Origin of the sequence: Thauera carbonicopians (assembly GCF_025699485.1) — a bacterium.
In the GTDB taxonomy this organism is placed as follows: Bacteria; Pseudomonadota; Gammaproteobacteria; order Burkholderiales; family Rhodocyclaceae; genus Thauera.
The window spans coordinates 155,579-176,567 of record NZ_JANUXN010000002.1; the positions used below are offsets into that span (position 1 = coordinate 155,579).

General features: G+C 66.0%; 18 protein-coding genes. 12 read left to right on the plus strand and 6 right to left on the minus strand.

Translation table 11 applies throughout. The annotated features are described in order from the left end of the window. The first annotated feature begins 98 nt into the window (after nucleotides 1-98). The 6 genes from NX068_RS03260 (at nucleotide 99) to NX068_RS03285 (ending at nucleotide 8,099) form a co-directional block, all read left to right on the plus strand. A complete protein-coding gene (locus NX068_RS03260; RefSeq protein WP_263459866.1) occupies nucleotides 99-1,517 on the plus strand; it encodes an NYN domain-containing protein in 1,419 nt (472 codons plus the stop codon). 31 nt (nucleotides 1,518-1,548) lie between these two features. Continuing rightward, on the plus strand, nucleotides 1,549-2,316 hold the full coding sequence (ugpQ, locus tag NX068_RS03265) for a glycerophosphodiester phosphodiesterase (protein WP_263459867.1): 768 nt from the start codon (nucleotides 1,549-1,551) through the stop codon (nucleotides 2,314-2,316). 62 nt (nucleotides 2,317-2,378) lie between these two features. After that, nucleotides 2,379-3,590, plus strand: coding sequence for a ChaN family lipoprotein (locus tag NX068_RS03270; RefSeq protein ID WP_263459868.1), 1,212 nt, complete (start codon nucleotides 2,379-2,381; stop codon nucleotides 3,588-3,590). A gap of 5 nt (nucleotides 3,591-3,595) precedes the next feature. After that, nucleotides 3,596-5,653, plus strand: a complete 2,058-nt coding sequence (locus tag NX068_RS03275; RefSeq protein ID WP_263459869.1) for a M1 family metallopeptidase — start codon at nucleotides 3,596-3,598, stop codon at nucleotides 5,651-5,653. Nucleotides 5,654-5,754: 101 nt separating this feature from the next. Then, nucleotides 5,755-6,930: a lytic murein transglycosylase gene (locus NX068_RS03280; protein ID WP_442806684.1), complete on the plus strand. Its 1,176-nt coding sequence runs from the start codon at nucleotides 5,755-5,757 to the stop codon at nucleotides 6,928-6,930. Between the two features lie 158 nt (nucleotides 6,931-7,088). After that, nucleotides 7,089-8,099: a DUF475 domain-containing protein gene (locus NX068_RS03285; protein ID WP_263459871.1), complete on the plus strand. Its 1,011-nt coding sequence runs from the start codon at nucleotides 7,089-7,091 to the stop codon at nucleotides 8,097-8,099. A gap of 28 nt (nucleotides 8,100-8,127) precedes the next feature. On the opposite strand, the gene ubiG is transcribed toward NX068_RS03285, so the two are convergent. The 3 genes from ubiG to NX068_RS03300 all read right to left on the minus strand — a co-directional run bounded on the left by ubiG (nucleotide 8,128) and on the right by NX068_RS03300 (nucleotide 11,108). After that, nucleotides 8,128-8,829 carry a bifunctional 2-polyprenyl-6-hydroxyphenol methylase/3-demethylubiquinol 3-O-methyltransferase UbiG gene (gene ubiG, locus NX068_RS03290; RefSeq protein ID WP_263459872.1) on the minus strand — a complete coding sequence of 234 codons (702 nt, stop codon included), beginning with the start codon at nucleotides 8,827-8,829 and terminating at the stop codon, nucleotides 8,128-8,130. Nucleotides 8,830-8,967: 138 nt separating this feature from the next. Next, nucleotides 8,968-9,675, minus strand: coding sequence for an OmpA family protein (locus tag NX068_RS03295; RefSeq protein WP_263459873.1), 708 nt, complete (start codon nucleotides 9,673-9,675; stop codon nucleotides 8,968-8,970). A gap of 113 nt (nucleotides 9,676-9,788) precedes the next feature. Then, entirely contained in the window at nucleotides 9,789-11,108 is a 1,320-nt protein-coding gene (locus NX068_RS03300) for a TRZ/ATZ family hydrolase (RefSeq protein ID WP_263459874.1), read from the minus strand. A gap of 188 nt (nucleotides 11,109-11,296) precedes the next feature. Between NX068_RS03300 and NX068_RS03305 the strand changes: the two genes are divergently transcribed. Continuing rightward, the gene (locus NX068_RS03305) at nucleotides 11,297-12,661 is read left to right on the plus strand and encodes a protein kinase domain-containing protein (RefSeq protein WP_263459875.1); all 1,365 of its coding nucleotides are present in this window, start codon (nucleotides 11,297-11,299) and stop codon (nucleotides 12,659-12,661) included. Here NX068_RS03305 and hemH read toward each other — a convergent pair whose 3' ends face one another. Further along, nucleotides 12,662-13,711, minus strand: a complete 1,050-nt coding sequence (hemH, locus tag NX068_RS03310) for a ferrochelatase (protein WP_263459876.1) — start codon at nucleotides 13,709-13,711, stop codon at nucleotides 12,662-12,664. A 64-nt stretch (nucleotides 13,712-13,775) separates the two neighbouring features. Further along, nucleotides 13,776-14,804 (minus strand): heat-inducible transcriptional repressor HrcA, encoded by a 1,029-nt coding sequence (gene hrcA, locus NX068_RS03315; RefSeq protein ID WP_263459877.1) that lies wholly within the window; start codon nucleotides 14,802-14,804, stop codon nucleotides 13,776-13,778. A gap of 132 nt (nucleotides 14,805-14,936) precedes the next feature. Here hrcA and NX068_RS03320 point away from each other — a divergent pair, with 132 nt between their 5' ends. Next, nucleotides 14,937-15,821 carry an NAD kinase gene (locus tag NX068_RS03320; RefSeq protein ID WP_263459878.1) on the plus strand — a complete coding sequence of 295 codons (885 nt, stop codon included), beginning with the start codon at nucleotides 14,937-14,939 and terminating at the stop codon, nucleotides 15,819-15,821. Between the two features lie 66 nt (nucleotides 15,822-15,887). After that, complete coding sequence (gene recN, locus NX068_RS03325; RefSeq protein WP_263459879.1) at nucleotides 15,888-17,552, plus strand: DNA repair protein RecN; 1,665 nt, start codon at nucleotides 15,888-15,890, stop codon at nucleotides 17,550-17,552. Nucleotides 17,553-17,707: 155 nt separating this feature from the next. On the opposite strand, the gene fur is transcribed toward recN, so the two are convergent. After that, nucleotides 17,708-18,151, minus strand: coding sequence for a ferric iron uptake transcriptional regulator (gene fur / locus NX068_RS03330; protein WP_263459880.1), 444 nt, complete (start codon nucleotides 18,149-18,151; stop codon nucleotides 17,708-17,710). Between the two features lie 184 nt (nucleotides 18,152-18,335). Between fur and NX068_RS03335 the strand changes: the two genes are divergently transcribed. From NX068_RS03335 to carA, 3 genes are all read left to right on the plus strand, one after another. Beyond that, nucleotides 18,336-18,740, plus strand: coding sequence for an outer membrane protein assembly factor BamE (locus NX068_RS03335; protein ID WP_263459881.1), 405 nt, complete (start codon nucleotides 18,336-18,338; stop codon nucleotides 18,738-18,740). Nucleotides 18,741-18,803: 63 nt separating this feature from the next. Further along, complete coding sequence (gene dapB / locus NX068_RS03340; protein ID WP_263459882.1) at nucleotides 18,804-19,610, plus strand: 4-hydroxy-tetrahydrodipicolinate reductase; 807 nt, start codon at nucleotides 18,804-18,806, stop codon at nucleotides 19,608-19,610. A gap of 226 nt (nucleotides 19,611-19,836) precedes the next feature. Then, nucleotides 19,837-20,979, plus strand: coding sequence for a glutamine-hydrolyzing carbamoyl-phosphate synthase small subunit (gene carA, locus NX068_RS03345; RefSeq protein WP_263459883.1), 1,143 nt, complete (start codon nucleotides 19,837-19,839; stop codon nucleotides 20,977-20,979). Nucleotides 20,980-20,989 lie beyond the last annotated feature (10 nt).

Below are 20,989 nucleotides of genomic sequence, written 5' to 3' on the forward strand. Positions count from 1 at the left end.
TCGGGACGTGGCAAAGGCATGCACCCTCGGCTTGCAATGGCTGGCGCAGCCTGGCGCTTGGCCGTAACATCGCGCCGAATATCCACGGAGAAACGATCATGGCGTCCACCGCCGACAGTATCAGCATGGCGCTTTTTTGCGATTTCGAGAACGTGGCGCTTGGCGTGCGGGACGCAAACTACGAGAAGTTCGACATCAAGCGCGTGCTCGAACGCCTGCTGCTGAAAGGCAGCATCGTGGTGAAGAAGGCCTATTGCGACTGGGATCGCTACAAGAGCTTCAAGTCGGCGATGCACGAGGCCAATTTCGAGTTGATCGAGATCCCTCATGTGCGCCAGTCGGGCAAGAATTCGGCCGACATCCGCCTCGTCGTCGATGCACTGGACCTGTGCTACACCAAGTCGCATGTCGATACTTTCGTCATCATCAGCGGCGATTCGGACTTTTCTCCGCTGGTGTCCAAGTTGCGCGAGAACGCCAAGCAGGTGATCGGCGTTGGCGTCAAACAGTCCACCTCCGATCTGCTCATCGCCAATTGCGACGAATTCATCTTTTACGACGATCTGGTGCGTGACGGCCAGCGCTCGGCACGGCGCGACACGCGCGATGCGCAGCCGTCGGCGAAGCGCTCGCCCGAAGAGGAAAAACGGCGCAGGGAGGAACTGGAAAACCGTCGCGGCCAGGCGATCGAGATCGCGGTGGAGACTTTCGATGCGCTGATGGCCGAGCGTGGCGACAGCGGCAAGATCTGGGCGTCGATGCTGAAGGAGGCCATCAAGCGGCGCAAGCCGGATTTCAACGAAAGCTATTTCGGCTTCCGCGCTTTCGGCAACCTGCTCGAAGAAGCCCAGGCGCGCGGCCTGCTGGTCGTCGGGCGCGACGAAAAATCGGGCGCCTATGTCCAGCGGTCGAGCCCTGTGGCACAGGCTGGCGCAGCAGAGGAGGTCGTTTCGTCCAGCGATGGCCCGGCCCTCGTGACGGATGCGGATATCGAGCTTGAATCCGCTGCCGTGGCTGAAGTGTCGGGAGCTGATGTCGCAGGCAAGGACAAGCCGGAGAAAAACGGTCGTAGCGCAACTGCCCGCAAGACGGGGCGGAGCCGGACTTCGACTGGGCGACGGACCAAGGCCGTCGCGGACACGGTGCAGGCCGATGCCGTGCCGGTAGCAAGTGAATTGCCGGTGGCCGAACCTGTGTCAGCCGTGCCTGCCGAACTCGTTCAGGGCGACGGTGCCCACGCAGAGGATGAGCCGGCAGCGAGGCGCCCGGCGAAGCAGGGCAATGCCCGCGGCCGCTCGGGTTCGCGTGGACGCAAGGCTGAAGGGCGTTCGGCCGAGGAGGAGGTGAAGGTCGGTACCGAGGCCGTCCAGCCGCAGGCCGTGTTGCCGGAACCGGCAGATACGCCCGCCGCCGCACAGGGGCACAGCGAAGCCGACGCTGCGCCGCCGGCCAGGAAGCCCGCTGCCCGTCGCAGGACCCGCAAGCCCGCGGCGAGCGAAACGGGCGACGAAGGCTGAGAGACGACATTCCCCGCATTCGGTGCCGACCGTGCCCCCGACCGCCGCCATCGACCCCGCCCATTGGCCTTATCCACGCTGGATCGCGCATCGCGGCGCAGGCCGGCTGGCGCCGGAAAACACTTTGGCGGCCTTTCGCCTGGGGCATGCTCACGGCTATCGGATGTTCGAGTGCGACGTCCGCCTGAGTGCCGACGGCATTCCGTTTCTGCTCCATGACGATACGCTCGACCGCACGACGGCTGGACATGGGCCGGCGGCAGCACTCGATTGGGATGAGCTGTCGCGGCTCGATGCCGGCGGCTGGCATTCGGTGCAGTTCCGCGGCGAGCGGCTGCTTGGCCTGCAGTCCCTGATCCGCTTCTGCCGGATCGAGGATTGCGCCTTGAACGTCGAACTGAAGCCGGCACCGGGCATCGAGTACGAAACAGGGCGTGTCGTCGCCCGCATGCTTGAGCGCGAGTGGCGTGGCAGACTGCCGCCCTTGCTCAGCTCGTTCCGGCTCGAGGCACTGCAAGGTGCTCGTGCCGGCGCGCCTTCCCTGCCACGCGCGCTGCTGGTCGGCAGCCCTTTCCCCGACTGTCTGCGGCTCGCGCAGGAGCAAGGCTGCGTCGCGCTGGTGGCGGGGCATGAGCACGTTACGCCGCCGTTCGTGGAGCAGGTTCGTGCGGCAGGCCTGGCTCTGCTGAGCTACACCGTCAACGACGAGGCCGAGGTTCAACGCCTGCTGCAACTCGGCCTGCAGGGTCTGATCACCGACTGCGTCGACCGCTTCGGTCCCGGCATTCACGCCGCTTGACCGGAACTCGCTGCAGGAAGCAGGCTCTACGCACTCATTGCCTCTTTGCAAAGGCTTGCCTCATGCGCCATTCATGCATTGCTCCTTCCGTTCTGCTGGCGCTGGCGTGCCTGCTGCCATCGGCCACGACCCTGGCTGCCGATGACAGGACGATCTGCCTCGAAGCGGGGCGCTGGACCGTGGTCGACAGCGATGGACCGCAAACGGGGGCCGAGCCCTCGGCCGTGCTCGACGCGATGGCCGGGCGCGATGTCGTGTTGCTCGGCGAGCAGCACGACGATGCGGATCATCACCGCTGGCAGCTGCAGACCCTCGCAGCCCTGCATGCGCGCCGTCCGGACCTGCAGATCGGCTTCGAGATGTTTCCGCGCCGCGTGCAGCCGGTGCTCGACCGTTGGGTGGCGGGGGAGCTGTCCGAATCGCAGTTTCTTGAGCAGGCCGAATGGACCGAAGTCTGGAGCATGCCGGCCGAGCTCTATCTGCCGCTGTTCCATTTTGCCCGCCTCAACAAGGTGCCGATGCTTGCCCTGAACATCGACCAGAGCCTGATCCGGAAGGTTGCCAGAACAGGCTGGAGCGGGGTGCCGGATGCCGAGCGTGGCGGCGTCGGCAGTGCGGCGGCGCCTTCTGCTGCCTATGTCGACATTCTGTTCGACGTGCATCTCCAGCATGCGCGAATGCGTGCCGGCGACGACAAGAAGGCATCGCGCGAAGATGAGGCCTTCCGCAATTTCATCGACTCCCAGCTTGTCTGGGATCGCGCGATGGCCGAGGCGCTGGCTGCGGCGCGCGGTGCGGCAACGCGCATCGACGGGCCGCCGCCGCTGATGGTCGGCATCATGGGCAGCGGGCATGTGCGCTTCGGCCATGGCGTGGCGCATCAATTGAAGGATCTCGGCGTGGCGGAGGTCGGTCTGCTGTTGCCGATGTCGGCGGCCACGCCGTGCACGGAGCTCGTTGCCGGCCTGGCCGACGCGGTATTTGCGATTCAGGAGACCGCGCGTTCGCCCATGCCGCCGCCTCGGCTGGGCGTCAGCCTGGAGGAGCACCAGAAAGGCGTGCGGATCGCCCAGGTGAGCGAAGGCAGCCTGGCGGCGCGCACCGGCCTGCGCGCCGGCGACGTGATCGTCGAGGCCGCCGGCGCGCCGCTGAAGCGCCCGGCAGCGCTGGCCAGCCTGGTCCGGGCCCAGCCTCCCGGAACCTGGCTGCCGATCAAGCTGATACGCGCCGACGAGACGCTCGAGCTCATCGTGCGTTTCCCGTCCGGGAGCTGATCCCGATGTTTCGTGCAGCGCGCCTGTGGGGCTGGCGTGTGCCGATCCTGGTCGCGCTTGCCGCCGTCGTCCTTGCCCGCCCGGTATCCGCTGCCGAATGGCCGATCGAGCTGGACGTCCAGCTCGACCCGGCGAGCCGCGAGCTGCTGGTCGACGCAACGCTGCGGCCGCAGCAGCGTGATTTCCGCTTTGCCCTGCATGCCGGCCTGGACATCGAGTCGGCTGCGGTGGATGGACGGGCGCTGCGCGTCGAAGCGCTTGGCAGGCGGGGTGAGGTACGCGACTGGCGCATACGCCTGCCTGAGCGGGGCGTGCTGCGTCTGCGCTATGGCGGCGTCCTGCCGGCGCTCGATGCCGGGCTCGACCATCGCGACGTGCTGCAAGGCATGCCGCCGATGGCTTCGGCGGCGGGCAGCTATCTGCCGGCAGGGGGCGCCTGGTATCCGCGCCCGGCCGAGGTGTTCGGCTATCGCATCGATGTGCGTGTTCCGGCCGGCCAGCGGGTGATCGTGCCCGGGCGGCTGCTGGCAGAGCATGTGCCGGACGGCGAAGAAGGGCATTACCGGGCACGCTTCGAATTCTCCCGGGTGACGGACGGCATCGACCTGATGACAGGACCGTGGATCGTGCGCGAACGCATCGTGGTGCGCGACGATGGGGAAGGCTTGCGGCTGCGCACATACTTTCCCGCAGCGCTGGACGCCGAAGCCGGCCTGGCCGAGGCCTACCTGGCCGACAGTGCGCGCTATATCGAGCGCTACGGCAGGAGCATCGGCGTTTACCCCTTCACCGAGTTCTCGATCGTCGCTTCTCCGCTGCCGACCGGCTTCGGCATGCCGACGCTGACCTACCTGGGGGAGCAGGTGCTGCGCCTGCCTTTCATCCGCGCCACCTCGCTCGGCCATGAGGTATTGCACAACTGGTGGGGCAACGGTGTGCTGGTCGATTACCGCAGCGGCAACTGGTCGGAAGGCCTGACCACCTTCATGGCCGACTACGCCTACAAGGAAGAACAATCGGCAGCAGCGGCACGTGAGATGCGCCTGGGCTGGCTGCGTGATTTCGCCGCCCTGCCTGCCGATGCCCACCAGCCGCTGGCCGAGTTTCGTTCGCGTACCCACGGTGCCGCGGCGGCGGTGGGCTACGGCAAGGCGGCGATGGTGTTCGTGATGCTGCGCGACCTGATCGGCGAAGAGGCGTTCGCACACGGCATCCGCAGCTTCTGGGAGCGGAATCGTTTCCGCATCGCCGGCTGGGCGGAGCTGAAGGTGGCTTTCGAACAGGCCTCGGGGCGCGATCTGGACGCTTTCTTCCAGCAGTGGCTGCGGCTTGCGGGTGGCGCGCGAGTGAACATCGAACAGGCTCGCTTCATTGCCGGAGCGGAGGGAAAAGGCGGGCTGTTGAAAGTCGAGCTGCAGCAGAGCGGACCCGCACATGTGCTCCACCTCCCCCTGCAACTGGAGAACGGCCAAGCGGCGCAGACGCGCTGGGTGAGCTTGTCGCGGTCGCGGCAGACGTTCGAGCTGGCGGTGGACCAGGTGCCGCAGACGGTGCGAGTGGATCCGGAATTGAGGGTGTGGCGCCGACCGGACGACGAACAGCTGCCACCGATTCTGCGTCAGTGGATGCTGGCGGATTCACCCCGGCTGATCATCGCCGACGAAGGCGATACGGCGTTGGTGGAGGCAGGCAAGGGGCTGGCCAGGCGTTTCTTCGAACGTCCTGTGCGCACCGTCGGCCCGGAGGCTCTGCGTGGAGGCGGTGATGCCGTGTTGCTGGTCGGCACGCACGCGGCCGTCGATCGCCTGCTGGCTGACGCAGGCCTGCCGCCACGGCCGGCCTTGGCCGAGCGGCAACACAGTGCTGCGGTATGGACCGTACAGGCCTCTCCCGGCCCTGCACTTGCCGTCGCGTCGGCACGTGATGCCGACGCGCTGACGGCGCTGCAACGGCCGCTGCCGCACTACGGCGGGCAGAGTTGGCTGATCGCCGAGGGCGCCCGGGTGCTGGAACGCGGGGTGTGGGATGCGCCGGGCAGGGCAGTACCGGTCGACAGGCAATGAATGCCCTGCGGCGGAGGCAGCGTAGAATCATGGGCATGAATACCCGATACGCGTCCCATCGACCCCTTCGTTTCTCCCGGGCATGCAGGCAGATGCTCGCGATGCTTGCCGTGGCGGGCTTGTCTTTGCCCGTAGCCGCGTCAGATGCGGATTTTTCTAGTTGCATGAAGACGTTGCGCGGCGAAGCGGCGTCCGCAGGCGTGTCGCCGGAGACCTTCGACCGCCATACTGCTGCGCTGGTGCCCGACATGGCCGTGGTCGGTTTTCTCGACGCCCAGCCGGAATTCGTGACCCCGATCTGGGATTACATGGCCGGTCTGGTCGATGCCGAGCGCGTCGCCGACGGGCGAGAAATGCTGGCCCAATGGGCTGACGTGCTTGCCCGCGTCGAGGCGCAATATGCCGTCGATCCTGCTACCGTGGTTGCGGTCTGGGGTGTGGAAAGCAATTTCGGCCGCAATTTCGGCAGCCGCCCCTTGCTGACCTCGCTGTCCACGCTGTCCTGCTTCGGCCGGCGCCAAGCCTTCTTCCGCGGTGAATTCTTCACCACGCTCAAGATCATCCAGGAAGGCCATGTTGCGCCCGAGCGCCTGACCGGCTCGTGGGCCGGCGCCTTCGGCCATACGCAGTTCATGCCCTCGACCTTCATGCGGCTGGCAGTCGATTTCGATGGCGATGGCCGCCGTGACCTGGTCGACAGCGTGCCCGACGCGCTGGCGTCCACGGCCAACTTCCTCAAGCGGGCAGGCTGGCGTGCCGGTCTGCCGTGGGGTTTCGAAGTCGTGTTGCCGGATCGTTTCGACACCTCGGCTGCAGGGCGGCGCAACAAGCAGCCGATGGCGGACTGGGCCGCACGCGGTATCAGGCTGGCCGATGGCGGCGCTTTGCCGGCCGGTTCCACGCCCGCGGGGCTGTTGCTGCCTGCCGGCAGCGGCGGGCCGGCATTCCTCGTCACGCGGAATTTCGATGCGCTCTACTCGTACAACGCGGCCGAAAGCTACGCGCTGGCGATTGCCCACCTGGCGGACCGCCTGCGCGGCGGAGACGCCTTCCGCACGCCCTGGCCGACCGACGATGCCGGGCTGTCGCGCGCCGAGCGGCGGGAAGTGCAGCAACTGCTGATCGCGCGCGGCCACGACATCGGCGAGCCGGACGGCATGATCGGCGCCCGCACGCGCGAGGCCCTGAAGCAGGTGCAGGCCGAACTCGGCTTGAAGGCGGACGGGCGGGCCGGGCAGAGAATCCTGCAGGCGCTGCGCGAGGCAGCGGCGAACTGATCCGGTCCGCGTACAGGCTCTGGTGCAGGCCACGACCTGAGACAGATATCACCGATTTTCGCTAGAATTCGCCCCCTCGGGCGGGCTTCGTTGGCCGTCCTCACCGGCGCCCTTACAGGTCGTCCTTACAGGCCGTCTTCATTCTCTCCAGGCGTGACATGCAAGATCTCGGGTATTTCAAATGGTCCTTCATCGTGACCATTCTCGGCATCGTCGGCGGCTATCTGCTGGCGGGATGGTCCGGTGCCTTCATCGTCATCGTGCTGGCGATCCTCGAGACTTCGCTGTCCTTCGACAATGCCGTGGTCAATGCCACGGTGCTCAAGCACATGGACGAGAAGTGGCGCCGCCGCTTCCTGCTGTGGGGCATCCTGATCGCGGTGTTCGGCATGCGCATCGTGTTTCCGCTGGCCATCGTCGGCATCGTGGCGCACATGGGGCCGGTGGAGGTGATCCGGCTGGCGCTGTTCGACGAGGCCGAATACGCGCGCATCCTGCTGTCCGCGCATCACGAGATCGCGGCTTTCGGCGGCGCCTTCCTGTCGATGGTGTTCCTGAAGTTCTTCGTCGACAGCAACAAGGACCTGCACTGGCTGAGTGTGGTGGAGGCGCCGCTGACCAAGCTGGGCCGGCTGGAGGCGGCGCAGATCCTGCTGACCCTGCTGGCGATCCTCGGCAGCGCGGCCTGGCTGGACAACGATACCAAGCGCGTGGAGTTCGTCGTCGCCGGCATCTGGGGCTTGATCACCTACATCGTCGCCGATGGCCTGGGCGCGATCCTCGGTGGCGGGGAGGGTGAGGGCGGCAAGGTCGCCGCGAAGACCGGCTTTGCCGGCTTCATGTACCTGGAGCTGCTGGATGCTTCGTTCAGTTTCGACGGCGTGATCGGTGCTTTTGCGCTGACCACCAGCCTGCCGATCATCGCGATAGGTCTCGGCGTGGGTGCGATGTTCGTGCGCTCATTCACGCTGATGCTGGTCTATCGCGAAACCTTGAATGCCTACCGCTTCCTGGAGCATGGGGCGTTCTGGGCGATCGGTGCGCTGGCTGCGGTGATGTTCATCGGCGTCCATGTCCACATCCCGGAAGTGATCACCGGCCTGGTCGGCGCAGTACTGATCGGCGCGGCTTTCCTCAGCTCCCTGCGCGGCCGGCGAGCCGCCGCCTGAGCGCGGCGGCCCGTGGCCCGGCACGGCTTCAGCCGCGCCGGGTATGCATCAGGTAATTTACGTCGGTGTCGCGACCCAGCGAGTACACCCTGGTCAGCGGGTTGTAGCTCATGCCGGTCAATTCCTCCATGTCCAGGCCGGCATTGCGGCAGTAGCGGCTGAGTTCCGAGGGTTTGATGAACTTCTCGTACTCGTGTGTACCGCGCGGCAGCATGTTCAGTACGTATTCGGCACCGACGATCGCCAGGGCGTAGGCCTTCGGGTTGCGGTTGATCGTGGAGAAGAAGACGTGGCCGCCGGGCTTGACCAGGCGGGCGCAGGCGGCGATGGTGCTGGCGGGGTCCGGCACGTGCTCGAGCATTTCCATGCAGGTCACGACGTCGAAATGGCCAGGGCTCTCTTCGGCGAATGCTTCGGCGCTGATCAGGCGGTAGTCGACGCTGTGGCCGCTTTCGAACAGATGCAGGCGTGCGACGCTGAGTGCCTTTTCCGACAGATCGATACCGGTGACCCTGGCGCCGAGTGAGGCCATGCCTTCGGCCAGGATGCCGCCGCCGCAGCCGACGTCGAGCACCGTCTTGCCCGCCAGGCCGGCCTTGCCGTCGATCCAGCCCAGGCGCAGCGGATTGATTTCATGCAGGGGTTTGAATTCCGAGGCCGGATCCCACCAGCGGTGGGCGAGTTCGCTGAATTTCTGTACTTCGTTCGGGTCGGCGTTGATTGCGCTCATCATTTCTCGTCACAGCTTGCAGAGTTGATCGGTATCGTCGGCAAGGCCGCACATTCCAGTGGCAGATTACAGGAAACAGGCGCCACAAAACAAAAAGCCCTGCCGAAGCAGGGCTTTTCGCGCAGCGGAAATCCGCGATTACTTGGAGCCGATGACTTCGACGTCCACACGGCGATCCGGCTGCAGGCACTCGATCAGAGCCTTGCGGTTGCGGATGTTGTCGCACTTGTTGCCGGTGACGGGCTGCGATTCGCCCTTGCCTTCGGTGTAGATGCGGTTGGCTTCGACGCCCTTCGACACCAGGTAGGTCTTGACGGCGGCGGCGCGGCGCTCGGACAGAGCCTGGTTGTAGGCGTCCGAACCCAGACGGTCGGTGTGGCCGACGGCCAGGATGACTTCCAGCTTCAGTTGCTGGGCCTGGGCAGCCAGGTCGTCGAGGGTGGCACGGCCTTCCGGCTTCAGCGTGGCCTTGTCGAAGTCGAACAGGGTGTCGGCAGCCAGCTTGACCTTCTCGGCGGTGGGCTTCGGAGCGGGAGCCGGGGCGGGCGCTGCGGCGACCGGAGCGACACACTTGTCCTTGGCGACGATGTCGCTGTCGCATTCGCAGCCAGCCGGGAACTCGCCGGCCATGGCGGTCGAGGCAGCAGCCGGCGACCAGTAGCCGGTGCGCCAGCACAGACCATTGGCACTGCGGGCGACGACGTTGCGCGCATCGATGACGTAGGGAATCTCGCCCTTGCCATCGACCACGACGTCCTTGACCTGCGCGAAGGCGCCGGGAGCGGACAGGCCGATCGACGCGATGGCGGCCAGCATGAGCATCTGTTTCTTGGTTTGTTTGATCATGGTTTCCTCTTTGAAGGGCGAGTCGCCAGAATTACCACTGCAACGAAAGGTGAAAACGGTTGCAAAGCCGAATTCGTGTCTGATTCCTGTCGAGTTTGAACACTCTATCCAGTTCAATTAGCGAGCCTAGTGTGCCATAGCGATGTGATCCTGAGCAATTCTTTGTCGTTAATTTGCAACAGCGGAACACCTTTAGCCACGCGGGATTCGCCGTTTACCCACACATGCGTGACGTGCTCGCGGCCGGCCACATAAACCAGATGGGAGACGGGGTCGAAGCAGGGCTGGGAGAACGGGCCGCCGAGGTCCACCGCGCACAGGTCGGCGAATTTTCCCGGCGAGATCGAACCGATGCCGCCATCGAGCCCGAGCGCCCGGGCACCACCCAGCGTGGCCATGTGCAACGCGGTGTGGGCAGGCAGCGCGGATGCGTCGAGCGTACTCGCCTTGGCGAGCAGGGCGGCGTGACGCATTTCCTGAAACAGGTCGATACGGTTGTTGCTGGCCGCACCATCGCTGCCGAGGCCGACGCGGATGCCGGCCGACAGCAGGCGGGTGGTCGGCGCAATGCCGCTGCCGAGTTTCATGTTGGAGGTCGGGCAGTGGGCGACGCTGCAGCCGTGATGGGCCAGCAGCTCGATGTCGGTGTCGTCCAGATGCACGGCATGAACCGCGATCAGGTTCTCGCCCAGCACGCCCAGCCGCGCCAGGCGGGCGAGAGGGCGTGTGCCGTGTTCGGCGATGGCGTCGCGGATTTCGGTGGCGGTTTCATGGACGTGGGTATGAATGGGCAGATCCAGTTCGTCGGCCAGCGCCCGCACGCGCTGGAAAGTGGCGTCGGACACCGTATAGGGCGCGTGGGGCGCGAGCGAGAACGAGATGCCCGAATGCCCGCGCCACGCGTCGCGGACGGCGAGGCCTTTGCGCAGGTAGTCGTCGGCATCGCTTGCCCAGGGAGTCGGAAATTCGAGCACGGTGAGGCCGACCACCGCGCGCATGCCGGCGGCGGCAAACGCTTCTGCCGCGGCATCGGGATAGAAGTACATGTCGTTGCAGGTCGTGATGCCGCCGCCGAGCATTTCCGCTGCGGCCAGCAGTGTGCCGTCGCGGACGAAGGCGGCGCTGACATGGCGGCTTTCGGCCGGCCAGATCGCTTCCCGCAGCCAGCGCATCAGCGGCAGGTCGTCGGCAATGCCCCGCATCAGGTTCATCGCGGCGTGGGCGTGGAGGTTGACCAGGCCGGGGATCAGCACATGCTGCGGCAGTTCGACCGTCGTGCCGGCTTCGTAGCGCAGGCGTGCTTCGTCGAGCGGAAGCACGGCGAGGATCAGGCCCGCATCGACCGCGACGGCGTGGTTTTCCAGCGTGATGCCGGCCGGCTCGACCGGAACGACCCAGCGGGGAGTGATCAGGAGATCGATCCGTCGTTTCACGTGTCACGCTCCAATATGAATGGGCTGAAAGTCAGCGGATGGGCTCAATCCTCGCTTGGACACAGCCACGATTCAAGCGCAATCGAGCCTGATCGCAGCCCATTTGCGCAGCCTTCTTCCGTTCGTGCCACAATCCGTGCCGTCTGTCACGGTTTGCGGCGCGCCGTCCAGGTTCGCCATCGCCCAACATGAGTCGTACCCCTGAGACAATCGGCAAATATCGCATCCTGCGCGAGATCGGACGCGGCGCGACGGCAGTCGTTTACCTCGTCGAGAGCCCCGACCATCCGCAGCCCGTGGCATTGAAGCACGTGCGTTTCGACGACAAGGCGAAGGACGAGGCGAAATGGAACCGCCGCCTGCTGAAGCTGCTCAAGGCCGAGCGGGCGGTGTCGTCGCGCCTGAACCATCCGAACATCATCCGCATCTTCGATGCCTCGGTCGAGCCCGCCGAAGCCTACGTGGTGATGGAGTACTTCCCCGGCGAATCCCTCGAACGCTACTGCAGCTTCGAGAAGCTGCTGCCGATCCATCGCACGATCGGCATCGTCTTCAAATGCTGCATGGCGCTGGACCACGCATTTCGCCAGGGCATCGTGCATCGCGATATCAAGCCGGCGAACATCCTGGTCGATGACCAGGACAACGTGAAGATCACCGACTTCGGCCTGGCGATGAACATCAGCAAGCGGGTCGATACCGATTCGACCTTCATCATGGGGGTGGGCTCGCCGGCCTACATGAGCCCTGAACAGATCAAGGGTTACCCGCTGAACCAGAAGACCGACCTGTATTCGCTGGGCGTGCTGCTGTTCCACATGCTGACTGGCCGGCTGCCTTTCCGCGCGAGTAATCCGGCACAGCTCGTCTACAAGATCATCAACGCCGATCCGCCGCAGGTGTCGCAGCTCAACCCCGACGTGCCCGAGCAGATGGATGCGGTGATCCGCAAGGCGCTGGAAAAGGACCTCTATTCGCGCTATCGCAACGGCGCGGAGTTCGCCAAGGATCTCGCCGCGGTGCGCTACCAGATCCTCGACGAGAATTACGTGCCGCCGGACATCAGCCGTTTCATGCAGCTCCGCAAGCTGGCGTTCTTCACCGAGTTCGAGGACGTCGAGCTGTGGGAGGTGATGCGGATCTCGTCCTGGCGCAAGGTCGGGCAGCACGTCTCGCTGGTGCAGGAGGGCGACAACGACCAGCGCTTCGGCATCGTCCTCGACGGTACGGTGGAGCTGTCGGTCGAAGGACGGCGGGTGATGGAGCTGGGGGCGGGCGAGGTGTTCGGCGCCCAGGCCTGGCTGGACCAGCTCGAACATCGGCACATGCTGTCGGCGGTGTCGCTGACGCCCGTGAGCTATCTCGAAATCAACCCTTCGGCGCTGGCGCTGGCCAGCGAGGAGGTGCTGGAGTGCTTCCGCCGCGAGCTGGGCACGGTGATGGTCCGCCGCCTCGCCCAGATTGCGAAGCTGCTGTCCGCGGGCGGACCGCCCGCGGTGCGCGGCGATTTCACCGCCACCGGCGGGCTCGATCTGCAGTTGCTCGAACCCTGATCAGCTTTCCTGCCGCGCAGGGCCGGCGAGCCAGTTGCCCAGGTGATCGACGGCGAGCCCGGCCAGGGCCTCGATCCAGTCCGGCCGCTCGTTGAGGCAGGGAATGTAGTGGAAGCGCTGGCCGCCGCGGCCGAGAAAGGCGTCGCGGCACTCCATGGCGATTTCCTCCAGTGTCTCCAGGCAGTCGGCGATGAAGCCGGGGCACATGACGTCGACGCGGCCGACCCCCTGGGCGGCGAGCGCTTCGAGCGTGGGCTGGGTGTAGGGCTGCAGCCATTCGGCTTTGCCGAAGCGCGACTGGAAGGTGACCATCGCCCGTTCGGGCGGCAGGCTGAGCGCCTCGGCGAGCAGCCGGCCGGTGGTCTGGCACTCGTGGTAATAAGGGTCGCCAAGCTCGATCGTGCGCTTGGGCACGCCGTGGAAGCTCATCAGCAGCCGATCCGGCTCGCCGTGCGCGGCCCAGTGTTCGCGCACGTTGGCAGCGAGTGCCTCGATGTAGCCCGGGAAGTCGTGGAAGTCGCGCACGAAGCGGATTTCCGGCTGGTTGCGGATCTTCGCCAGGGCGCGGCCGACGGCGTCGACCACCGTTGCCGTGGTGCTGGCCGAATATTGCGGGTAGAGCGGCAGGACGAGGATGCGCATGCAGCCCCGCGCCTGCATCGCGCGCAGGCGCTCGGCGATCGAGGGTTTGCCGTAGCGCATGGCGAAATCGACATCGACCTCGGAGCGGCCGGCCGCGGCCAGGTGGTCGCGCAGCCGGCTGGCCTGGCGTTCGGTGTGGACCATCAGCGGCGAACCGTCTGCGCTCCAGATGCTGGCGTATTTCTTTGCCGATGCGGCCGGGCGGATGTTCAGGATGATGCCGTTGAGAATGGGCCACCAGACGGCGCGGGGGATCTCGACCACGCGCGGATCGGACAGGAATTCCTTCAGATAGGGGCGCAGTGCGCCGGCGGTGGGCGCATCGGGGGTGCCGAGATTGACGAGCAGGATGCCGGTACGGGCGGGGGTGTCGTGCGAAGCGGGCGGTTCGGGCCAGTAGCGGGCCATGCTTGTCCTTGCTTGTGGGGCCGGACCGGGCGAAACCGAGGCTCGTCCTGTCCGGAGCGGTGTTTCAGGTGTTCGACGACAGCGCGTTGGACAGCAGCCGGGCGGTGATGTCGACGATCGGAATCACGCGATCGTAGGCCATCCGGGTCGGGCCGATGACGCCCACCGAGCCGACGATCTGGCCGTCTACCTCGTAGGGTGCCGTGATCACGCTGCAGGCGTCGAGCGGCGCGAGGCCGGATTCGCCGCCGATGAAGATCTGCACCCCGTCGGCCTTGTTCGACAGTTCGAGCAGTTGCACGAGGCTGGTGCGCTGTTCGAAGAGCTTGAACAGTTCGCGCAGGCGCGACATGTTCGACGACAGGTCCTCGACGTCGAGCAGATTGGTTTCGCCGGAGATGACGTAGCGGGTGGCCGTTTCTTCCGCGGCGGCGCTGCCGGCATCCACGGTCGCGGTCATCAGTTCGGTCATGTCGCTGCGCAACTGGCGCAGTTCGTCCATGATGCGGCGGCGGATCTCGTCGAAGGACAGGCCGGCGAAATGCTCGTTCAGGTAGTTCGCGGCGCTGCTCAGCTCGCTGGCGCTGTAGGCGCGGCGGGTCATCAGGATCCGGTTCTGTACGTCGCCGGCGGTGGTGACGATGATCAGCAGGATGCGGTTTTCGGACAGGCTGATGAATTCGAACTGCCGGATGCGGACGGCGTCCTTGCGCGGGGCGACGACGATGCCGGCGAACTGGGTGAGGTTCGACAGCAGGTGCGAGGCCGAATTGAGCAGCCGCTGCGGCTGGTCGGGCTGGAGCTGGTCCTTGAGTTGATGCACCCGTGTGGTGTCGAGCGGCTGGACCGTCAGCAGCGAATCGACGAAGAAACGGTAGCCGCGCGCCGTCGGAATCCGGCCGGCGGAAGTGTGCGGACTGGCGATCAGGCCGAACTCCTCCAGGTCGCTCATGACGTTGCGTACCGTCGCCGGCGACAGCTCCAGCCCGGAGAAGCGCGACAGCGCACGCGAGCCGACAGGCTGACCGTCCGCGATATAGCGTTCGATCAGGGTTTTCAGCAGGATCTGGGAGCGAGCGTCTAAGGAGTTCATGGCAGGCGAAGAATATAGCTCGGATCATCCATCGATGGATATTCCGGATATCTCCCGGTCCCTGCCAGCGGGCTTCGGCGCCGTCGTTCAGTGCTCGCCAAGGTGCTGGCGGGATATGGTTTAATCCGCGTCATGAGCGCCAAATTCCACAACATCGCCCTCGTGGGCAAGTACCAGAGCCCGGACGTGGCCGAATCGGTCATGGCGATCGCCCGTTTCCTGCGCGAACGCGGACGCATGGTGTGGATCGAGCAGGGCACGGCGAGTTCCATCGGCGGCGCGGGCGATTTTCCGGTTGCCGGCTATGAGCGCATCGGCGGCGAAGTCGATCTGGCCGTGGTGGTCGGCGGCGACGGCACCATGCTCCACACCGCCCGCCGCCTGGCCGAGTACGGTGTGCCGCTGGCCGGAGTCAATCTCGGCCGCCTGGGTTTCCTGACCGACATCGCGCTGAACGACGCCAATGCGCGCCTCGCCGAGATCGTCGAAGGGCGCTTCCGCGAAGAGCTCCGCTTCATGCTCGACGCCGAAGTGCTGCGGGGCGGCGAGCGCATCTTCCAGACGCTGGCGCTCAACGACGTCGTCGTCAACAAGGGCGAGCTCGGGCGGATGATCGAATTCGAACTGTCGATCGATGGGGAGTACGTCTATTCCCAGCGCTCCGACGGCATGATCGTGTCGACGCCGACGGGCTCCACCGCCTACGCCTTGTCGTCCAATGGCCCCATCCTGCATCCGAGCGTCGACGGCATCGCCCTGGTGCCGCTGTGTCCGCACGCGCTGACGGCACGGCCGATCACCCTGCCGGACAGTTGCCGCATCGACATCGTGCTGCTGCCGCCCCAGGACGCGCGGGTGCATTTCGACGGCCAGGCCCGCTTCGACTTGCGCGCAGGCGACTGCGTGCGCGTGACCCGTTCGAGGCATGGGCTGAAGCTGCTGCATCCGGAGAGCTACAGCTATTTCGCCATGCTGCGCGAAAAGCTCCACTGGAGCACGCCGCCGCGGCACGACTGACGCCGGCTCCACGCCCCGACCGCTGCCAACCGAGCACCGTTTTCCTCCATCCCTCATTGACCTGCCATGCTGAGAAGCCTGTCCATCCGCGACTTCGTCATCGTCGACCATCTCGAACTCGAATTCGACAAGGGTTTTGGTGCGCTGACCGGAGAAACCGGCGCCGGCAAGTCGATCCTGCTCGATGCGCTCGGACTCGCGCTGGGCGGGCGAGGAGAGGCGGGCATGGTCCGCCGCGATCGCGAGCGGGCCGACGTGGTTGCCGAATTCGATCTGCCGGACGGCGGCGGCTTGCGCGCCTGGCTGGCCGAGCAGGAACTGCCGGCCGAGGACGGGACCGTGCTGCTGCGTCGCACCATCGACAGCAGCGGACGTGGCCGGGCCTGGATCAACGGCACCAGCGTGACGCTTGCGCAATTGCGCACGGCCAGCGACTGGCTGGCCGACATCCATGGCCAGCATGCCCACCATGCCTTGCTGAAGCCCGAAACGCAGCGCCAGTTGCTCGATGCGCATGCCGGTGCCCAGGGCCTGGCTGCCGATGTCGCCGAGCGCTATCGGGCCTGGCAGCACATCCTTCGCCTGCGGCACGAGGCCGAAGCCGATTCGGCCAGTTCGGCGCGCGAGCGTGAACTGCTCGCATGGCAGATCGGCGAGCTTCGGGAGCTCGGCTTCGATGCGGCGGAGTGGGCCGAACTGAACGTCGAGCACGGCCGCCTCGCACATGCCGCGGGCCTGATGGAAGGCGCGGACGAGACCCTGGCGGCCCTCGGCGAAGGCGACGTAGCGGTGTGCTCGATCCTGCGCCACCTCGATGGCCGCCTGGCCGCGCTGGCCGACATCGACCCGGCGCTGGCCGATGTGCGGGAGCTGCTGTCGTCGGCGGCGATCCAGGCGGACGAAGCCCTGCATGCCTTGCGCCGCTATCGCGACCGGCTCGACCTCGATCCGCAGCGGCTGGCCGAGATCGAAGGACGGATCGCGGCCGTCACCGATGTCGCACGCAAGTACCGCGTCGCGGTGGATGAACTGCCCGAGCTGCTGGCGCAGTGGCAGGCCCGGCTCGATACCCTGGAGGCAACGGCCGATCCGGCGCGGCTGGCCGCCGACGAAGCGCGCGCGAGGAAGGCCTTCGACGAGGCGGCGGCGGCGCTGTCCGCCGCCCGCCGTCCGGCCGCCGAAGCCTTGTCGGCGACGATCACCGACGCCATGCAGACGCTGGCGATGGCGGGCGGGCGTTTCGAAGTGGCGCTGGAAGCCTGCGAGCCGTCGTCGAATGGCGTCGAGACCGTCGAGTTCCGCGTCGCCGCCAACCCGGGGCAGGCCTTGCGCAGCCTGGCCAAAGTCGCTTCAGGTGGTGAGCTTTCGCGTATCGGGCTGGCGATCCAGGTCATGACCAGCCGTTCGAGCGATACGCCGACCCTGATCTTCGACGAGGTCGATGTTGGCATCGGTGGCCGTGTGGCCGAGATCGTCGGCAAGCTGCTGGCGAAGCTCGGCGAAGACCGGCAGGTGATGTGCGTGACGCACCTGCCGCAGGTCGCCGCCTGCGCCGACTGGCAGTGGCGCATCGCCAAGCGGGAGCAGGCGGGCGAGACTTTGAGCGAAGTGCAGGCGCTGGATCAGGCCGGGCGCGTCGAGGAGATCGCACGCATGCTCGGCGGCGTGAACATCACGGCGACGACGCGCGAACATGCGGCGGAAATGCTGGGCTTCGCCCCGGGAAAGTAGCTTGCGGTAGGTTCGCGGCCGTTGGTGGCAGGCCAATGGCGGGCTCGCGGCAAGGCGAGCCCTGATGGGAACGGGGCAGATTCCCGTGCAGCCCCGATGGGGGACGGGGCCGCCTGCCTCGCGAGGGGCTGCGGCCCGCGAGGCTCTTCAGGGCCTTACGATTCCTTTTGCGCCTGGCCGCTCGGACAGTCTTCCTTCATGCAGTCGCCGTAGAGGTAGAGCGCGTGCTCACGCAGCTTGAAGCCGCGCTCCTGGGCGATCGCATTCTGTCGCTTCTCGATCTCGGGGTCGAAAAACTCTTCGACCCTGCCGCATTGCACGCACACCAGGTGGTCGTGGTGGCCGCCTTCGTTGAGCTCGAAGACCGCCTTGCCGGACTCGAAATAATGGCGTTCCAGCAGGCCGGCCTGTTCGAACTGGGTGAGCACGCGATATACGGTTGCCAGGCCAATGTCCATGCCGTCGTTCATCAATGCGCGATAAACGTCTTCGGCGGTCAGATGGCGCTGACCCGAGTGCTGGAAGAGATCGAGAATCTTCAGGCGAGGATAGGTTGCCTTCAGGCCGATGCTCTTCAGGTTTTTTGAATTGTCGGGCATGAGTCTTCGGGAAAAAAGGCCGTGTGGAGGGCCGGTTGAATGGTGGCAAGCCGCCAGTATGGTGCAGTGCGCCGTGCCTAGCAGCCCTATGTTATATTTTTTGCCCTTTCCTGAGAACCGCGCACCTCGCTCGTGCGCCAACTCCTCCACGCTCTTCCTACGGGATTTTCCCCCCAAGATCCACATGCGCTCCTATTTCCCCGCGGCGATCCTCGCCACCAGCCTGCTCGCAGGCTGCTCTTTCGATTCCATCGTCGGTGTGGTCGATCCTTACCGGATCGATGTGCGCCAGGGCAATTACGTGGATCAGGACATGGTGTCCCAGCTCAAGCGCGGCATGACGCGCGAGCAGGTGCGCTTCGTGCTCGGTTCGCCGCTGGTGGTCGACATGTTCCGCAGGGACCGCTGGGATTACGTCTATCGCTACAAGCCGGGTTCCGGAGAAGCCGAGCAGCGGGTGATTTCGGTCTTCTTCGTCGACGATCTGCTGGATCACGTCACGGGCGACGTCCAGGGCGGCAGCGGCGAGGCCGCGGCCCCGGCCGAACGCAGCCGGGTCATCGAGATTCCGCCGGCGACGGATGACTGAGCGCGGCGACCGGGTTTGAGCACGCCGCCGCTGGCGGCGCAAGGTATTTTTTGAGGATTTTCCATGGCTGACATTCGTGTTGCGATCGCCGGCGCGTCCGGCCGCATGGGCAGGATGCTGATCGAGGCGGTACTGGGGAGCGAAGGTGTCGTGCTGGGTTCCGCTTTCGATCAGCCGGACACGCCCTTCATCGGCCGTGATGCGGGAGAAATGGCGGGCATCGCCACCGGCGTCGCGATCGGCGGCGACGCGCGCGCCGCGATCGCCGCGGCCGACTGCGTGATCGACTTCACCCGTCCGGAAGGCACGCTGCAGCACCTGGCGCTGGCGCGCGAGCTGGGCAAGGCGATGGTCATCGGCACGACCGGCTTCGATGCCCAGGGCAAGGCGGCGATCGCCGAAGCCGCGCGCGAGGTGCCGGTGGTCTTCGCGCCCAACATGGCCGTGGGGGTCAATGCGGTGTTCAAGCTGCTCGAAGTGGCGGCACGCATCCTGTCCGAAGGCTACGACGTCGAAGTGATCGAGGCTCATCACCGCTTCAAGGTCGATGCACCGTCCGGCACCGCCTTGCGCATGGGCGAAGTGGTGGCGCGGGAGCTGGGGCGCGATCTCGACGCCTGTGCGATCTACGGCCGCGAAGGGCATACCGGCGAGCGCAAGGCCGAGACGATCGGTTTTTCGACGATTCGCGGTGGCGACGTGGTCGGTGACCATACCGTGCTGTTCGCCGGCATCGGCGAGCGGATCGAGATCACGCACAAGTCCGGCAGCCGGATGCCGTATGCGCTGGGCTCGGTGCGGGCGGTGAAGTTCCTGCAGGGGCGCGAGAACGGCCTGTTCGACATGCAGGACGTGCTGGGCCTGCGCTGAGGCAGGCATGGACGACGGCCGCAGGCAAGGGTGGATGCCTGGCCGGCAGCAGCGGGGATGTGCGAGGCGTCTGCCGCTTTCCCCGTTTGCCTTCGAAGGGCCGAAAATATACAATTCAACGGTTTATCCAGCGGGATCGGCCCAGAGGCTCGTCCCGCTTTTTTGCACATATCCGGGGCGCGGCCGTTCGCCAGCCCCTGCTCATAGCTGAATCCAGGAGTTTTTTGTGAGTGCATACCCGCCCGCCCTTCTTGCGCTTGCCGACGGGACAGTCTTCCATGGCAAGGGTATCGGTGCGGTAGGCAGCACGGTTGGCGAGGTGGTGTTCAACACCTCGATGTCCGGTTATCAGGAAATCCTGACTGACCCGAGCTATTCGCGCCAGATCGTCACGCTGACCTATCCCCACATCGGCAACACCGGCGTCAACCTCGAGGACGTCGAGGCCACCCGCGCACATGCCGCCGGGCTGGTGATCCGCGACCTGCCGATCCTGCCGTCCAACTTCCGCATGAGCCAGCGGCTCGACGCCTATCTGCGCGCCGAGAACGTGGTCGCGATCGCCGGTCTGGATACCCGCAAGCTGACCCGTATCCTGCGCGAGAAAGGCGCCCAGGCAGGCTGCATCGTCACCGCCGCCGAAGGCGAGAAGCTCGACGCCGAAGCCGCCGTCGCCCAGGCGCGCGCCTTCCCGGGGCTGGCCGGCATGGACCTGGCCAAGGTCGTCAGCGTCACCGAGCCCTACGAATGGAAGCAGGCCGAATGGAAGCTCGGCGAGGGCTACACCGAGCAGACCGCGCCGCGCTTCCACGTCGTCGCCTACGACTACGGCGTCAAGCTCAACATCCTGCGCATGCTGGCCGAGCGCGGCTGCCGCCTGACCGTGGTGCCGGCGCAGACGCCCGCCAAGGACGTGCTGGCGCTCAAACCCGACGGCGTGTTCCTGTCCAACGGCCCGGGCGACCCCGACGCCTGCGACTACGCGATCGAGGCCATCGGCGAGATCCTCGCCAGCCGCACGCCGACCTTCGGCATCTGCCTCGGCCACCAGTTGCTGGCACTGGTGTCGGGGGCGAAGACCATGAAGATGGGCACCGGCCATCACGGCGCCAACCATCCGGTCAAGGACCTCGACACCGGCAAGGTGCTGATCACCAGCCAGAACCACGGCTTCGCCGTCGATCCTGCGACGCTGCCGGCCAATCTGCGCGTCACCCACGTGTCGCTGTTCGACGGCACCAACCAGGGCATCGAGCGCACCGACGTGCCGGCCTTCTCCTTCCAGGGCCACCCGGAAGCGAGCCCGGGGCCGCATGACGTCGCCTACCTGTTCGACCGCTTCATCAAGCTGATGGAAGCGGCCAAGTAATACGGCTCGA

Excerpts from the sequence above, each read along its gene's own strand:
- NX068_RS03275 (WP_263459869.1), top strand. The coding sequence starts at position 3,596 with ATGTTTCGTGCAGCGCGCCTGTGGGGCTGGCGTGTGCCGATCCTGGTC.
- hemH (WP_263459876.1), bottom strand. The coding sequence starts at position 13,711 with ATGGCCCGCTACTGGCCCGAACCGCCCGCTTCGCACGACACCCCCGCC.
- NX068_RS03285 (WP_263459871.1), top strand. The coding sequence starts at position 7,089 with ATGCAAGATCTCGGGTATTTCAAATGGTCCTTCATCGTGACCATTCTC.
- NX068_RS03270 (WP_263459868.1), top strand. The coding sequence starts at position 2,379 with ATGCGCCATTCATGCATTGCTCCTTCCGTTCTGCTGGCGCTGGCGTGC.
- NX068_RS03280 (WP_442806684.1), top strand. The coding sequence starts at position 5,755 with ATGCTTGCCGTGGCGGGCTTGTCTTTGCCCGTAGCCGCGTCAGATGCG.
- hrcA (WP_263459877.1), bottom strand. The coding sequence starts at position 14,804 with ATGAACTCCTTAGACGCTCGCTCCCAGATCCTGCTGAAAACCCTGATC.
- fur (WP_263459880.1), bottom strand. The coding sequence starts at position 18,151 with ATGCCCGACAATTCAAAAAACCTGAAGAGCATCGGCCTGAAGGCAACC.
- ubiG (WP_263459872.1), bottom strand. The coding sequence starts at position 8,829 with ATGAGCGCAATCAACGCCGACCCGAACGAAGTACAGAAATTCAGCGAA.
- NX068_RS03295 (WP_263459873.1), bottom strand. The coding sequence starts at position 9,675 with ATGATCAAACAAACCAAGAAACAGATGCTCATGCTGGCCGCCATCGCG.
- NX068_RS03335 (WP_263459881.1), top strand. The coding sequence starts at position 18,336 with ATGCGCTCCTATTTCCCCGCGGCGATCCTCGCCACCAGCCTGCTCGCA.
- NX068_RS03260 (WP_263459866.1), top strand. The coding sequence starts at position 99 with ATGGCGTCCACCGCCGACAGTATCAGCATGGCGCTTTTTTGCGATTTC.
- NX068_RS03305 (WP_263459875.1), top strand. The coding sequence starts at position 11,297 with ATGAGTCGTACCCCTGAGACAATCGGCAAATATCGCATCCTGCGCGAG.
- NX068_RS03320 (WP_263459878.1), top strand. The coding sequence starts at position 14,937 with ATGAGCGCCAAATTCCACAACATCGCCCTCGTGGGCAAGTACCAGAGC.
- recN (WP_263459879.1), top strand. The coding sequence starts at position 15,888 with ATGCTGAGAAGCCTGTCCATCCGCGACTTCGTCATCGTCGACCATCTC.
- dapB (WP_263459882.1), top strand. The coding sequence starts at position 18,804 with ATGGCTGACATTCGTGTTGCGATCGCCGGCGCGTCCGGCCGCATGGGC.